This window comes from Ruegeria sp. BG11 (assembly GCF_056538565.1).
This window is the reverse complement of record NZ_JBQFTH010000012.1, coordinates 71097-85067: the sequence shown is the minus strand read 5'-3', so window position 1 is coordinate 85067 and position 13971 is coordinate 71097. Positions and strand designations below refer to the sequence as shown.

The window sequence follows — 13971 nt, the reverse complement described above, 5'->3', positions numbered from 1 at the left end:
ACTCTATTTCATTGCAACAATTCCAGATGCAGCGCAATGGCCTCTTCCAAATCGTCGAAATAGGAAATCCTACCCTCTGACAGAACGATCCCGGCATCACAGAACTGGCGCAGCTGGCCCAGTTCGTGACTGACCAGAATGGCACTGGAATGGCGCATACGTTCGGCAAAGACCGCTCTGCTTTTGCGGCGAAATGCAGCATCGCCCACCGCAGTTACCTCATCCACCAGATAAGTATCGAACCGGATACCCATCGAGGCCCCAAAGGTCAGCCGCGATCGCATACCGCTGGAATAGCTGCGCACCGGCATGTGAAAGTATTTTCCCAGCTCGGCAAAATCCTCGACGAAGGCCATCAGGCTGTCGGTATCGACCCCGTAGATACGCGCGATGAAACTGACATTCTGTGCGCCGGTCAGGTCGCCGTGAAACGATCCGCCAAACCCCACGGGCCAGGAAATCCGCCCATCGCTGATGATCTGGCCGTTATCAGGGCGCATCGTGCCTGCCAGCAGCCGCAGCAGGGTCGACTTTCCCGCCCCATTGCGCCCCAGCAGCGCCAGCGACTTTCCGGTGGGCAGAGTGGCGGTGAGGTTGTCTATGACAACCCGGCGCTCACCTCGCACGCGGAAGCTTTTGGTCAGGTTCTCAAAGCGGATCATTGCAGGCTCCTGCCCTCAGCCCCGATCCCGGATGCTGTAATAAATCAGCGCAAGAATCGACCACAGCATCAGCAGGAACACCATAGCCAACCCCATCAGAATATAGCGTCGCGGAAACTCCGAGCTTTGCGCCATGGTCGGTCGGATATAGGTGGCCAGATACCGGCTTTGGCGGGCGGCATTGTCCCGCGCCACGTCCAACGCCGTCAGCGCCACGCGATAGGTCTCTTCCGCGAACTGGCGATCGACACTGAGGCTCTCATATTCGGCGATTAACGAGGGGTAATCCTCGCCCACCGCACCCAGTTCGGTGCTGTCCGATGCGAAGTTCTGACGTTCTGCTGCAATACGCTCGCGGATCACGTCAATGCGGCGCTGTGCATTGGTCAGCCGAGGGTCTGTGCTGGATACGGTTTCACTGAGAAGGTCAAATTCGATCAACGCTTCGGCCAGAGCCTGCTGCAAGTTGTTCATCACTCCCATACGGCCCTGAATGTCGGCCTCGGGATCGACGATGCGGGTCCGGGTGCGAAAACTGGTCAGGGCTTCGCGCGCGGTCTTGAGTTGCGCGACGGCCTCTTCCAGGTCCTCACGTGCATAGCGCATGGCGTCTTCACGCGCCTGTATGTTCAGCGCATTGATCCGGTCCTGACTTTCCTTCACAATCTGCTGTGCCACGCCTTGTGCATAGTCGGGATCAAAGGCCAGCACCCTGATCTCAATCAGCCCCGTCGACTGATCATAGGAAATCCGCACGATACGCTGCCAGAACCAGACCAAATCCTCGAGCGTAGCGTTCGGCCAGATCGAGAACATCCAGTCCTTCGGCCAGTGGGTTTCGTAGTGCGCACGCAGGGCCAGCTTGCCTTCAATAGCCTCTACAATTTCCTGGCTTTGGATGAATTCGTACAGGATATCACTGTCGACACCCGTACCGGAATTAGCGAACTGCGCCAGTCCCCCCAGGAGTTCCGAGGCCGATCCGCCCTCCTCTGATCGCACGGTGAACGCAGCGGTCGAGGAATATTGATCCTCGGCCTGTGTCCACAGGTAATAAGCCAGCCCGCCCAAAGGCAACATCACGATCAGCACAAAGCTCAGCAACAGCCCCCAGTGGCGGCGTTTCATGCTGGCAGGTTGCGCCAATGGCTGCACCGTGACGGTTGGTGCGGGCGGCGGTACCGGTTTGCCGCCCTGCTGCTGGCCTTGCTTTGACCGCTGCCCTTTCCGCTGATCGCCCCCTTGTCCGGCGGGCCGGCTCTGGCGTCCGGGACCACCTTGCTTGCCGCCTTGTTGGCTGGCTGGCTTGCCCTGCCCAGATTTTGCGCCCTGCCCTCTGTTGGGCACGGCCGCCAGCTGCGGCTGCCTAGCGGCCGCAGCTTGTTTTTGCGCCCTTTGTGTATTCGGAGCGCCAGCTTTCTTGGGGGCACCGTCCACAACCTTGACCGTCGGTTTGTCCGCCTCTGATTTTTCTGTCATGCGCGCCCTGTTCCGCCCCGAAGGCATTTGAATTCCATGATTGATTCTTACATAATCGGACCGGCACGCACAGACCAAAACGAGATGATGCGCATATGCCGACCCCCTTAGACACAGGATCTCATGCTATGCAGCCAGGGAGCGGTACAACCCACCGCTGGATCGGCCCACGCACGATCACAGCTTTGATCCTGCGAGAGATGTCGACCCGCTACGGACGCAACCCCGGTGGTTATATCTGGGCTGTGGTTGAGCCTTTAGGTGTTATCATCATCCTCAGCTTTGGTTTTTCGCTGCTGATGCGCAATCCGTCGTTGGGCAACAGTTTTCTGCTATTTTATGCCTCGGCCTATCTGGCCTTCAACCTGTATCAGAGTCTGTCACTGACAGTGGCCAGGGCGATCAGCTTTTCAAGACCCCTACTGATGTATCCCGTCGTGACATGGGTGGACGCCATCCTGGCCCGGTTCATCCTTAATCTTCTGACCGGTCTGCTGGTCACATATATCCTGCTGACCGGGATTCTGGCCACTGTCGACAGCCGGGCCGTTCTTGAAATCGGACCTATTGCCGAGGCGCTGGGGTTGGCCGCTTTGCTTGGGCTGGGCATCGGCACTCTGAATTGCGCCATTGGAGGTCTCTTCCCGACCTATGACCTGATCTGGTCAATCGCGACACGCCCACTGTTTCTGGTCTCCGGCATTTTCTACATCTACGAGGATATGCCGCAGAGCGTCCAGAACGTGTTGTGGTTCAATCCGCTGATCCATATCACCGGCCTGATGCGGGAAGGAATATATCCCACCTATCACCCGCAATATATCAGCGAGGTCTTCGTTATGCTTGTTAGCCTGTCGACTCTGCTGATGGGTCTGATTCTGCTGGGTCGCTATCACCGGGATATCCTGAACCAGTGATGGTACCTCCAGCCAGTGTCAGAACGTCTTCATAACTGAGGTCCGTGTTCCGTAGGACTGCATCTCGCAGAGCCCGGCGCAGCAAGCGCAGATAAAGGGCTTTATGCGCCCCGTAATGCCTGAAGGCTACACCCCATTTCAACGCCATCACAGGCAGAAGAGGCCAGAATAGGACCGGTGCCGCCTTGCGATACATCAGCAGTCGGTTGCGGCAGAGATAATAGATCTTCCAAATGGGTCGTATGATCTGGGACCCTTGATCCTGAAAAGTGCTGAAATCATGTTCAAAGCGCAGCGCGGGATCGAACAGGATCTTCAGCCCTCGCCGACGCAGGGTCAGCGTATAGATCACGTCATCGCCGTAGAGGAACAGTCCGGGGTCGGGATAGCCGGTTTCGGCGATGATCCTACGGGACAAAAACAGACCTACAAATGAGGTCAGATCAATAGGGTAGGGGGCGTCGGCATGATACGCTGCACGCGGTATGTGATAGCCGTCACGCCCCCGGAGCAAGGAACGCAGAAACAGGCGGGCGTTCCAACATGGATTGACCGAAGGTCGGTTCATCTCGCAAATGCGACCATCGGGAAAATACACCGCAGCGGCATAGGCAGTATCCTCCGGACGGGGCTGTGCGTGAAATTGGGCCATGGCATCGGGCAGGGGGCGAGCATCGTCATCCATGAGCACCAGCCAATCTGGGTCGAACCGAGCGGTGGCATGACGCATCCCTATCTCAAATCCACCTGCACCTCCCAGATTCTGATCGTTTGTGATCACTCCCACCCGAGTGTCCTGCACTGTACTCAGCCAGCTTGCCGTGTCGTCGGTTGATGCGTTGTCCACCACCACGATGGCGTGCAGATGCGACGGTTTAGACGTCAACAGGCGCCGCAATGTCGGCCTCAGCTTGTCCAGGCGATTATGGGTCACGACCACGGCCACAAGGCGTTGATGCGGGGCGGTGGTCATAAATAAACCTCCTCTGAAGGTCCGGGCTCAAATGTTTCGCGCGCGAAACACTCTGTTAAGGATCACAGCGAGCGCAACCAGTCCTGCAGCGCCTCGGCCAATCGCTCCGAAACCCCGTCTCCAACAAGCTCTATATGGCCCTGATCGGAGGTAAAGCGCATTTCAATGCCAGAGGTTACGCAGGTTACTATCCGTTCTCCTGTAGCAGTTTCCGGCGAAGCCTGACGCAACCGAGGGCGAGTTGGAATGGATGGATCGGCTGACGGGGCAGGGGGCCGCGACCGCTCGGCGAGGCTATCGGACAGGATCTGCATCTCCGCCTCGGCACTGTCACGGGGTGTGTTTTGCAACCGGGTTTTCAGAGCATCAGCATACCCCGCATCACGCCCCATCTCACGAACCATCGCCAGCCCCAGCTTCTCACTGATTGCCGAGGGAAAATACAGCACTGCATCAAATGCCTCGACCAGTTGAGTAAAGGTGCCGATCTTGGATCGCTTCGACCGGGTTGCATTGCCAAACAGACCCTGAAGTGCGGCTTTCTGCGTGGAATACACCCCTTCTTTCATCGCCCGTACAGCGATCCGGGCACGTTCGTAATGCGACAGGTTCACCCGGATCTCGTTTTCCTCGACCATCGCCACATAGGCATCCTGGGCCGTATCCGGCGTGATCATCATGGCGCGAACGGTGGAGAATTTCGGGTCTCCCGTTTCCCGGAACAACCGCCGCAGCGCGGTCAGGCGCCGCCAGCCGGAAATCAGACCGTAGGATCGCCCGCCGGCAGGGACAGTCAGGGCAACCACTTCGATCGGCATCTGCTGGCCCCGGGCGCGCAGACTGTCCACCAGGGCCGTCATTTCGTCTTCGTTCTGCTCCAGACGGTCGCGGACCAGGTGCCTGTCATCGATTGCGTCCAGCGGCAGCAATTCGATCATGCGTCCCTCAACCCGGGCGCTGTGCAATTCCTGTGCCACCTCCTGCAATGCTGCCGTAGCCGAAGCTTCACCTGCCACCTGCGCAATCGGGGCCGCGCTGAAAGACATCGCCTTAGTCTCGGGCGCGCGTTGGGCGGTGGCGGGCCCGTCCAGATAGGTCGGTTGGGCCGGGGTCAATCGCTTGCGTTTTGCCATCTTTGCTCTCCTCGTAGCGGGATTATTCCGCGGCCTGCTGCGCGGCCAGTTCCTCGCGCCGCCACACGCCCAGCAACAGACGCTTGAAGGCGGCATAAGTGGCGTCGAAGGTCTCGCGGCCCCGTGCATAGGTTTCCCGGTTGAAATTGCGGTAATCAGCCTCGTAGATGCCGCTGACCTGCTCCCCGGCCTGCCCGATCAGGGCGGTGAAATCCTGTCGGTGCGGGGACAGGGTCTTGCCCAGATAGGCCTGCATCAGCGCCGCCAGTTCGCCCTGCTGCGCCCCGTCATAGCGGGTGATAACCGCGCGCACCGCATCCCATTCAAAGGCCATTTCGGGCCGGCCCAGAGCGCGCGCGGCGGTATTTTCGCCCTCTTCGATGGACTGAAAGGTGGAATGCAGCATGTCAAAGAAACGCCCGGTGGAGTCGAACTCCAGAAACGACGCGCCCATGGGCACCAGCAGGATATCCGCCGCCGCCAGACCGTTGATGGTCAGATAGCCAAGGGCAGGGGGGGTGTCGATGAAGATCAGATCATAGCTGTCCAGCACTCCATCGGCCTCAAGCCGGTCGGTCAACGCATCCCACAGCTTCCAGCCGCGCGCCTGCATCCGCCAGACGGGGATCTGGAATTCCGCCCAGTAGAGGTTCAGCTGCGCCCCGATCAGGTCGATATTGGGCCAATGGGTGGATTGGATCAGATCCTTCGCCGTCACATTCAGCGCCGCACTCAGCGACTCGTCCAGCGGTTGAGGCGGGTCGCCCCGGTCCAGACGGCGCTGGTTTTCAATGCGCAGATATTCTCCGTAATGACGTGCCAACAGGGGGAAGGCGGTCTGCCATTCATCCTCGACCCGGCCGCCAAAGATCGAGGTCATCGACCCTTGGCTGTCCAGATCAATCACCAGCACCCGATAGCCGTCCAGCGCCGCCGACATGGCCAGATGCGCAGCGGTGCTGGTCTTGCCAACCCCGCCCTTGAAATTGGCCACGGCCACCATCTTGGCCGGCAGGCCTGCGGGTCGGTAGGGCAGGTAGTCCTTGGCCTTGGAGCCTTGCGCCCCGAAAAAGGCGCGCAGGCGCAGCACCTCATCCAGGGTGAACCACTTGGCGCCGCCTTCGGTCTCGGACTGGCCCTGCGGCAGGTCCGGGTTCTGTTTCAGCACGCGGCGGAAATGGGCCTGTGCGACGGGGATGAGATAGCGGGTGATTTCCCAGGTCGAAAACAGACGCAACGCCTTGCGACCAGCCTCGTCCAGACCCCGGCTGGACAGATCGCTGCGCCCCCGGGTGCAGGCTTCGGCAATAGTGGCAAAGCCGTCTGTGCCTGTGGGTAAGTCCAGATCCGCCAGCGCAGCATCGGGATCGATGTTGAAGTAAGGGGGCAGGGGAGTGCTGTCCTTCGCCATGATAAAACCGCTCGATGTGATGTGTTTTCCCCATGATAGCGAAAAATACATCACATGAAAGTAAAAGCCGCACAAAAGGCGATTTTTCTTAGAAAATAAAGGGGATGACAGGGCCAATATAGCGCAGGATCTGATCCTTTGCGTTTTTTTTTATAGTGTTAGATTTGTGTTATTCATAGTTAAGCTGATCTTCGTGGTGATAGATTAACCTTTTATTTTAATGCGTTGCGAGATTTCAAACAGGTTCAAGTGACTCTGAAACCCCGATGAAACGACTCTGAACCCCCGATCAGGTGACTCTGAACCCCCGATTGAAAATCGTTGTGCGGGCTTGTGGATAACTCTACGGTGGGTGTCACTAAAACCACGAAATAAAACGAGTCGGATACCGACCGATAACAAGGCACCGAAAGAGGGCCATGGGCAGGACAGTTACAGGCGCACCGGCGGGGCTTTTGCCCGATCGTCGGCAGCAGGGCGATTTTTTCGTCTGCGATATCTTCGATGCAATCCCCAAGGATGACATCGCCAGTATGGAGCATCCGCTCTTTTCGCTGGCGACCCGTCCCGACCGGCGGATTCTGGAATATGAACATAATGGCGCGCAGATCACGGTGACCCCCTCGGTCCGGGGGCTGGCGACGATCCATGACAAGGACATCCTGATCTTTTGCATCAGCCAGCTGATGGCGGCCATCAATGCCGGGCGGCAGGTCAGCCGTACCGTACAGCTGAAGGCACATGATCTGCTGGTGGCGACCAATCGCGAAACCAGCGGCGATTCCTACCGCCGCCTGCGCGAGGCGTTCGAGCGGCTGGCCGGCACCCGCATCACCACCAACATCGTCACTGGCGAGGAGGAGACCACCACCGGGTTCGGCCTGATCGAGAAATGGGAGATCGTGCGCAAGACACGCGGCGGGCGCATGGTCAGCGTCGCCGTCACCCTGTCGGATTGGCTGTACCGGGCGGTGCTGTCGAAATCGGTGCTGACGCTCAGCCGCGATTACTTTCGCCTGCGCAAACCGCTGGAACGCCGCATCTATGAACTGGCGCGCAAACATTGCGGCCGTCAGCCGGGCTGGACGGTGTCGGTGGACACGCTGCTGAAGAAATCCGGCTCGGCCTCACCGCGCCGGGTGTTCCGCAAGATGCTGCGCGACATGATCGAGGCGGGCCATCTGCCCGATTACGAGATGCGCGAAGAGCCGGGCGACCTGATCCGCTTTGCCCCGCGGGCCGCCCTGATCGAGCCGTCCGCGCCACTGCCCAGCCTGCGCACCGAAACGCTCGAGGCCGCACGCGCCCTGCTGCCGGGGGCGGATGTCTACGGGCTCGAGGCGGAATGGCGCGGCGTCTGGGTCCGCTCGGGCGCGCCCCGTCTGCGCAAGCCCGACGCCGCCTTCTTGGGCTGGGTGCGTAAACGGGCAGGGGGGTAAACCTGAATTGCTTTTGGGTGACATTTTAGCTTTGCTTGTGCCCGATACCTGAACGGCGTTTTCTGTTGGTTGTCAGGGTAGGGCCTAATCACGTTTCCTCTAGCATCTTTTCACGGAACACCTCTGCCGGCTTTTTTCACCCAAGGCACTTTCTGTACGTCGCATTGAGGCGGTCGCAGATCATTTTCAATTCATGATTTGTGACCACTGTGATGCCGCTCTTGCGGGTAAACCAGCGTGCCGTCCTGGAACTCATAGCTGTCCACATATTTACCAACGAGGCCGCAGGTGAGATGGTTCTCTTCAAGCGTGATCCGCTTGAGGTCGTAGCGCAGTACCAGGTTCCGGTCGACATAGCGCGCGTCGCGCCAGCACAGGATGTCCCGCAGACGGTCAGGCTCGGCCCGGTACAGATTGTCTTAGCGCCGCAAACCTGGCGTTGTAACGTTTCATGAACCCCGGCAGGGAAGCGTTTGAGGCTTCCGTGCCCGAGATGCCAGCGAGCCGCCACTCCTTCACCAGCCGATCTTGGAGCGTGCGGTTGGCACGCTCAAACACGGCCCTTGGCCTAGCTGTTGTCGGCGCAGAGAATCTTGATGTTCAATTCGTTCAAAGCCGGGCCAAACTGGGTCATGTCATGGCCCGGCTTTGCACCTTGCTGCGACGCCCGAAGCACGGTGTGTTTGTCGGAATAGAAGGCAACAGGGCGTCCGTGACCAGCTAGGTAGCCTTCAAGCGCTTCGAAAAAGTTGAAGGTGTTTTCCGACTTCACGATCCGAAGCTGCATCAATGTGCTGGTCGCGTCGTCGATGAAGATAAGTAGCGTTTAGGGCGTGTCGCGGTCTTCGAACCAGCGGTGGTCAGATCCGTCGATTTGGATGAACTCGCCAAGGCATTCCCGGCACAAGCGCAGCTGGCGGAGCGTCTTGCGCTGTTTGCGAGATAGCCAGATTCCGCCTGCCTGCATCCTTTTGTGCAGTGTCTCGCGAGAGACCTTCAGCCCGTGATCTTCCTCAAGCTTCTCAGCAGCAAAGGCCGACCCGAAGCCGATGTAGTTTTCCCGGACGAACGTCACAGTAAACTCCCGTGCCGCCGGATCGATCCGATTGTTTGAAGCGCGGCTGCGCTCCTTGTGTCAGATCGCCGCTGTTCCATCTGTCTGAAACTTCTTCAGAAGCCGATGAACCTGCCTGCGCCTCAATCCCGAGACATTGGCTGTATTCGCGGCAGTAATCCGGCCTTGGCTCTGCTGGCTCAAAACCTCGACCCTGATCAGCTCGCGCTCGCTCATCAAAACCCATCCCATACTCTATGCCTGTTCTCATTGCAGGCGAGAGTGACACTTCTACTTTGAAGATGTGGGTCACTTTAACTTTGAGTGTGGACTCACGTTGAAGCGCAATTTCTGATTTTTCCTTTTACGTCAGCCGGTTCTGAATTTCATCAAGTTGCTTTCGAAGACCTCGGCAGGAGTGCGGTAGCCGAGGCATTTGCGCGACGTTGAATTGAGGCGGTGGCAAATCGACCTCAAATATCGATTTGTCAGCGCCGTCGGTTAGGTTGATCTTGGGGGGTATCTTCGCAGCCTGTTGTTGGTGTTTTCGACCGTACCCTTCTGCCAGGGAGCCTGCGGATCGCAGAACCAACTGTCAGCTCCCATACCATCCTTCAACCTTTGCCAAGCCGAGAACTCGGTTCCGCGGTCGAAGGTAATCGACTGATGGGCATCGGCGGGCAGGGGAGCGAGCCCCCCGATCGATGCTTCCATGATCGGCTTCGATTGACGATCATGACGACAGCATAGCAGCTGACGCGCTCGACGAGCGAAGTCACGTTGATCTTTCCATACTCCTTGCGTAACATCATCAGATCGCACTCCCAATGTCCAAACTCAATCCGCTGCGCGATACGTTCTGGCCTGCGTGACAGGCTCTGCCTGTCGACGATCTGCGTGCGATGGTGCCGCCGGTATTCATGCGGGCGGCGGCGTTTGCGATGCTCAGGCAGGTGCTGATAGAACTGCTCGCCACGACCATCCTTGGAATATGCAAAACGGTAGATCGTCTCATGGCTCACGCTGATCAGATGGTGCTCCAGGCGCATCAGGTCTGCAATCTGTTCAGGAGACCAACCAGCTTTGAGCAGATCTCCGATGGCTTCCTTCAAATCCGGATGCTCGACCATTTTCCGATGGATGGTGCGGCGGCGCTCATACATGTTTTGAGCCGCTATCGCATGATATCCATTCAGGATCCTCCATACAAACATCTGTTTTGATACGGAGTTTGTACTTCGTTTGGGAATCCACCCCTACTTTAAAAAACGTATAAGCTAAATTATGTTAAATATTTAGGAGATATACACCATGCAGGCCGCCCAATGTTTCGGCGCAAGTTTCTATCTCAGGCGGCCTCGTAAAACCGGGATCGAATGACCCCAGCTCCAAAGTATCGAGGCGTAGGAAGAACCAGCCGAGTACATTCTCGCCGGCGGTTTCAGGAGCGCCACTGATACCGCACTTACGGCGATGAATTGAGGTCAGGATTCACCAACTCCAATCTACTTTCATTTCGACGAGGATTCGTCGCCCGTCACCGAAGTCCTTCGGACGTGCGTCACATGGATCTTCGGACCTGCTATCATAGTATCAACTGCTGGGAACAAACCCCGGGACACGGGCGCGCTCAAGTGACATCAAAGTGTCTTCGTGAGGTCTGCTGAGGCCCTGGCGGAAACTTGCGCCAGTCTCCAGGTTATGTCGCAGCCAATATCCGATTTCGGCTTTTTTGCCTGATTTCACATAAGCGTCTATGAGGGGTGCTGGCAGACTGGTGCAATCGGCAAGAATTTTGGTGAACGAAGCTGTCCAATCATCGTTCTCTTCGGACGATTCAGAATGCGAACTCCAGCCCAGATACTTTGACGTATCGAGACGTTCCGACGCGATCCATTCGAGTTCGATCGATTCATCGCCCAAATCGTCATAGGGAGCGATCTCATCATAGATTAGATCATACAGGGCGCTTGTAATTTCATCGAGCGTTGCGCCCGATTGGACGTTCAGTTGTGCCTCATCGAACAAGACGAACTTTGGCGTGTTTGGGTTACCCATCGATTTACTCCGTGTATACAAGTGGTTAAGGGTGATTGCAAAGACATGCTCTTTGCTGCAGGAAGAAAGTTGGTGTGTTTGGATTTTCCGGAAATCGATTTCGGAAAAAATTCAACTTTTTTGAACGTGGTCTTACTGGCGGCCACATCGCGCAGATGGCGCAACTGGAAGATTGCAGGAATAGGAAAACGAACTGACCAATCACTGGACCTCACAAAAACGGGGTCAGGTGAATGATCAGTTCGCGTCTCTATCCCTGTCATCCGATCATCAGACAGAACCTCTGATCCGGATCGCAGAAACATCAGACCAATGGCGGGGTTGTCCTAATTCGACCAACCCAAAAAAGCGTCAACGGGCAGCTTTAGATCGGGCAATCCACATCTTCATCCACTTGGGCGATTTCGCTTTCTGAAAAGATCTCGCCAATCTTGAGCATTGCGTCCAACGCGTAATCCAGTCGATCGGTCATCTCAGACGGATCATCCGGCAAATTGTGATTGGGGGGCATGGTAGGCGACTGTTGTAAATGGGATAGCCATTCAATTTTTTTCATTTCTTTTCATTAAGTTATCCCTTGTGCTTTCGCCTGAGAGAAATCAATTAGGGGTAAGGGGGAGGATTTTTTGAACCGTCGCGGGTGAGGTTCAAAAAATCCTCCCCCTTACCTCCTTGAGACAAGAGTATCTGATGATGCTTCCTTAGCAGATAAGCAGGTCGCGCTTTTCTGTTCAGGTGTGTTCGAAATCATGGATCCGTGGGCCCCATCGCCCGAGGAGTCGATCAAGCTAACGTTGATCGAACTCTGGCGCGTCAGAAATCCGTGTAATTTCCTGATCGATGTCCAGCAACCATTCTCTAACGACATCGGCACGCCAACCAGGCAATAGGCATGGTAGAGCCGTGTAGATCATGGATCTTTTCGGATCTTGAACCCCTGTCAGATGGATCCCAATTCGCAGGCGTGCAAGCCAGTCAGGTCTTTACAAAAACCTACAGCCGCTCAAGCCAAGCCAGACCGACTTCAATCGGCCAAGACCGGAGAGACTCGAGCTCGAAGGTGCAAAACGATGAAAAGGTTCTTTAGCCAGACACCAGTTCATTCAGCAAATGATACGGTGCTGTTTCGCGGAACTCGGATATGAGATCAGGATCTTTGATGCGACCCCGTCCAGCGGTCTCGAGCAGATGACGCACATAGACGAACCCGGCGATGGTAATGCCGGCACCTGCGATGTTCAGTGCGATTTCTAATACCGTCATCTGACTCTATCCTTCAAAAATGCACGTGCGCATAATTCCCTTGTTGCACCAAGCCCGTAAGGCGTCACCAAATTATTTCTATTTATTATAGCGGCATGACATAGGAGCACAAAGAGAACAGCGTTGTCAGCAAGTGCTTGAAAGCAGCGCTCAAGGGCAAACTGTCGCCAGATGACCTCACCGAGGAGGAACACGGAATATGGGCGGGCGAGTTCATTGAAAAGATGGCATGTCCGAGTTCAGAAGCAATAGTTTTCTACGCCGATCTTCGGCATCGCGGGATCGAAGTCGGGATGGACGGCGACGGAAAGTTCAAACACGGGTTAGATAAATGAACGATCGAGCAAAATGGGTCTCAGAAGCGCGGGCCGGTGTAGAGGCTGAGCACCGACGTCTGGAAAAAGATGGACCCTCACTGGATCGGTATCGACGTCCGGTTGCCGAGATTTCTGCCGCAGATCAGAAAAATGGATCTTTGTAGTTCGAATGCTTTGCGCAGCGTTCGTGCATTTATCACTTGAGCCACCCTCTTCACCCTTGGCAGCACCTTCGGCAACGACGCTACGGAGATACTCGATCTCAGCCCCAAGCATCTCATCAGGCAAGTTTGGAAATGCTTCGAATACATTCTCGCCTGTGTCACTCGCAGCAAAGTTCGCCATCTCGTGAATGCCTTTGATAGTTAGAATGTCGCCGCAGGAGGAGTTGTCCTGCGTCTTCAAACCGCCGATCGTTTACTTCGTAAAAAAATTTTGGTGTTGAACCTTGCCCCGACTTGGCCTGGCGCGTTGAGGAAGTTACGGCGGTCAACGGATTTTGTTGAATAGGGGCACCGATCACCCCGTGCGGGTGATGTCCCCCCTTTTTCAACAGAGTGCGGAATTCGCGGAAATTCCGGCGATATGCGGCGACGGGCGAAGCGCTAAAACGTTGTCGCGACAGAGGTCTCGAGCAAACATATGAGATCTATGTCCGCGGCTTAGCAGTCGTTGGCGCAGCGCGCCGCGAAAGTGTTGGAAGAGTCCAACTCGGACATAGCATAATTGTTTTGCGTGCGCTCGCGGCGCAGATTTCGCTGCAAGCCGATCTGGAAGAATGGCTGCACCACTACAACCAAGAGCACACTCATCAGGGCAAAATGTGTTGCAGAAGAATACCCTTCCAGACCATGATCGAGAGCAAAGAGATCAGGAAGGAAAAGATCCGGAACCAAACTTAATCTGGCATACACCACAGGAAAAACGGCCAACTGTCAGATCACATCGGAACCACTACATGTCAGTACATCAGCGACGCCGAGCAAACCCAGGGCTTTCCGATACGCCATTTCGCCACGCGTTCAACCCCTTGCAGCGTCGACAAATCCGCTCTCCGAACCCTTCGCTCCAGAATGGAGTTCTGCAACGAAGACACGGGCGTTCTTGCGGCACGTCATTGTGGGCGCGAGCCATGATCGTATCTGCTTCGTCGTCGGAGTCTTCCATCAGTTCTTAGCCTCGATTTCTGTTTTGGTTTATACAGCGACTGGAAAAAAGTTCCGAGCCCTAAGCCTTGAGATTGAAGGAGCTGCCTATTTCAGTCT

At 56.3% G+C, this 13971-nt stretch carries 12 protein-coding genes and 3 pseudogenes; 5 read left to right on the top strand and 10 right to left on the bottom strand.

Annotation, left to right across the window (positions count from 1 at the left end):
• Positions 1-8: 8 nt before the first annotated feature.
• Positions 9-662 (bottom strand): ABC transporter ATP-binding protein, encoded by a 654-nt coding sequence (locus ACR0JF_RS18760; RefSeq protein WP_480669619.1) that lies wholly within the window; start codon positions 660-662, stop codon positions 9-11.
• A 15-nt stretch (positions 663-677) separates the two neighbouring features.
• Positions 678-2141 (bottom strand): KpsE/RkpR family capsule polysaccharide export protein, encoded by a 1464-nt coding sequence (locus ACR0JF_RS18755; RefSeq protein WP_480669618.1) that lies wholly within the window; start codon positions 2139-2141, stop codon positions 678-680.
• A 128-nt stretch (positions 2142-2269) separates the two neighbouring features.
• On the opposite strand from ACR0JF_RS18755, the gene ACR0JF_RS18750 reads away from it, so the two are divergent.
• Positions 2270-3058 (top strand): ABC transporter permease, encoded by a 789-nt coding sequence (locus ACR0JF_RS18750; protein WP_480669617.1) that lies wholly within the window; start codon positions 2270-2272, stop codon positions 3056-3058.
• On the opposite strand, the gene ACR0JF_RS18745 is transcribed toward ACR0JF_RS18750, so the two are convergent.
• From ACR0JF_RS18745 to ACR0JF_RS18735, 3 genes are all read right to left on the bottom strand, one after another.
• Positions 2988-4031: a glycosyltransferase gene (locus tag ACR0JF_RS18745; RefSeq protein ID WP_480669616.1), complete on the bottom strand. Its 1044-nt coding sequence runs from the start codon at positions 4029-4031 to the stop codon at positions 2988-2990. The genes ACR0JF_RS18750 and ACR0JF_RS18745 overlap by 71 nt on opposite strands.
• Positions 4032-4093: 62 nt before the next feature.
• Positions 4094-5164, bottom strand: a complete 1071-nt coding sequence (locus ACR0JF_RS18740; RefSeq protein WP_480669615.1) for a ParB/RepB/Spo0J family partition protein — start codon at positions 5162-5164, stop codon at positions 4094-4096.
• A 22-nt stretch (positions 5165-5186) separates the two neighbouring features.
• On the bottom strand, positions 5187-6575 hold the full coding sequence (locus ACR0JF_RS18735) for an AAA family ATPase (protein WP_480669614.1): 1389 nt from the start codon (positions 6573-6575) through the stop codon (positions 5187-5189).
• A 419-nt stretch (positions 6576-6994) separates the two neighbouring features.
• Between ACR0JF_RS18735 and ACR0JF_RS18730 the strand changes: the two genes are divergently transcribed.
• Positions 6995-8014 carry a replication initiator protein A gene (locus ACR0JF_RS18730; RefSeq protein WP_480669613.1) on the top strand — a complete coding sequence of 340 codons (1020 nt, stop codon included), beginning with the start codon at positions 6995-6997 and terminating at the stop codon, positions 8012-8014.
• A gap of 239 nt (positions 8015-8253) precedes the next feature.
• On the opposite strand, the pseudogene ACR0JF_RS18725 reads toward ACR0JF_RS18730, so the two are convergent.
• From ACR0JF_RS18725 to ACR0JF_RS18705, 5 genes and pseudogenes are all read right to left on the bottom strand, one after another.
• Positions 8254-9320, bottom strand: a pseudogene (locus ACR0JF_RS18725) (ISNCY family transposase); the annotation flags it as partial.
• Positions 9321-9569: 249 nt separating this feature from the next.
• Positions 9570-10231, bottom strand: a pseudogene (locus ACR0JF_RS18720) (IS30 family transposase).
• Between the two features lie 430 nt (positions 10232-10661).
• Positions 10662-11126 (bottom strand): hypothetical protein, encoded by a 465-nt coding sequence (locus ACR0JF_RS18715; RefSeq protein WP_480669612.1) that lies wholly within the window; start codon positions 11124-11126, stop codon positions 10662-10664.
• A 364-nt stretch (positions 11127-11490) separates the two neighbouring features.
• On the bottom strand, positions 11491-11637 hold the full coding sequence (locus tag ACR0JF_RS18710; RefSeq protein WP_170662938.1) for a hypothetical protein: 147 nt from the start codon (positions 11635-11637) through the stop codon (positions 11491-11493).
• A 572-nt stretch (positions 11638-12209) separates the two neighbouring features.
• A complete protein-coding gene (locus tag ACR0JF_RS18705; RefSeq protein ID WP_170662936.1) occupies positions 12210-12389 on the bottom strand; it encodes a hypothetical protein in 180 nt (59 codons plus the stop codon).
• 137 nt (positions 12390-12526) lie between these two features.
• Here ACR0JF_RS18705 and ACR0JF_RS18700 point away from each other — a divergent pair, with 137 nt between their 5' ends.
• From ACR0JF_RS18700 to ACR0JF_RS18690, 3 genes and pseudogenes are all read left to right on the top strand, one after another.
• Complete coding sequence (locus ACR0JF_RS18700) at positions 12527-12724, top strand: hypothetical protein (protein ID WP_170662934.1); 198 nt, start codon at positions 12527-12529, stop codon at positions 12722-12724.
• Positions 12721-12870 carry a hypothetical protein gene (locus ACR0JF_RS18695; protein ID WP_480669611.1) on the top strand — a complete coding sequence of 50 codons (150 nt, stop codon included), beginning with the start codon at positions 12721-12723 and terminating at the stop codon, positions 12868-12870. The genes ACR0JF_RS18700 and ACR0JF_RS18695 overlap by 4 nt, the downstream gene beginning before the upstream one ends.
• 591 nt (positions 12871-13461) lie before the next feature.
• A pseudogene (locus ACR0JF_RS18690) lies at positions 13462-13608 on the top strand (IS481 family transposase); the annotation flags it as partial.
• Positions 13609-13971: the final 363 nt, after the last annotated feature.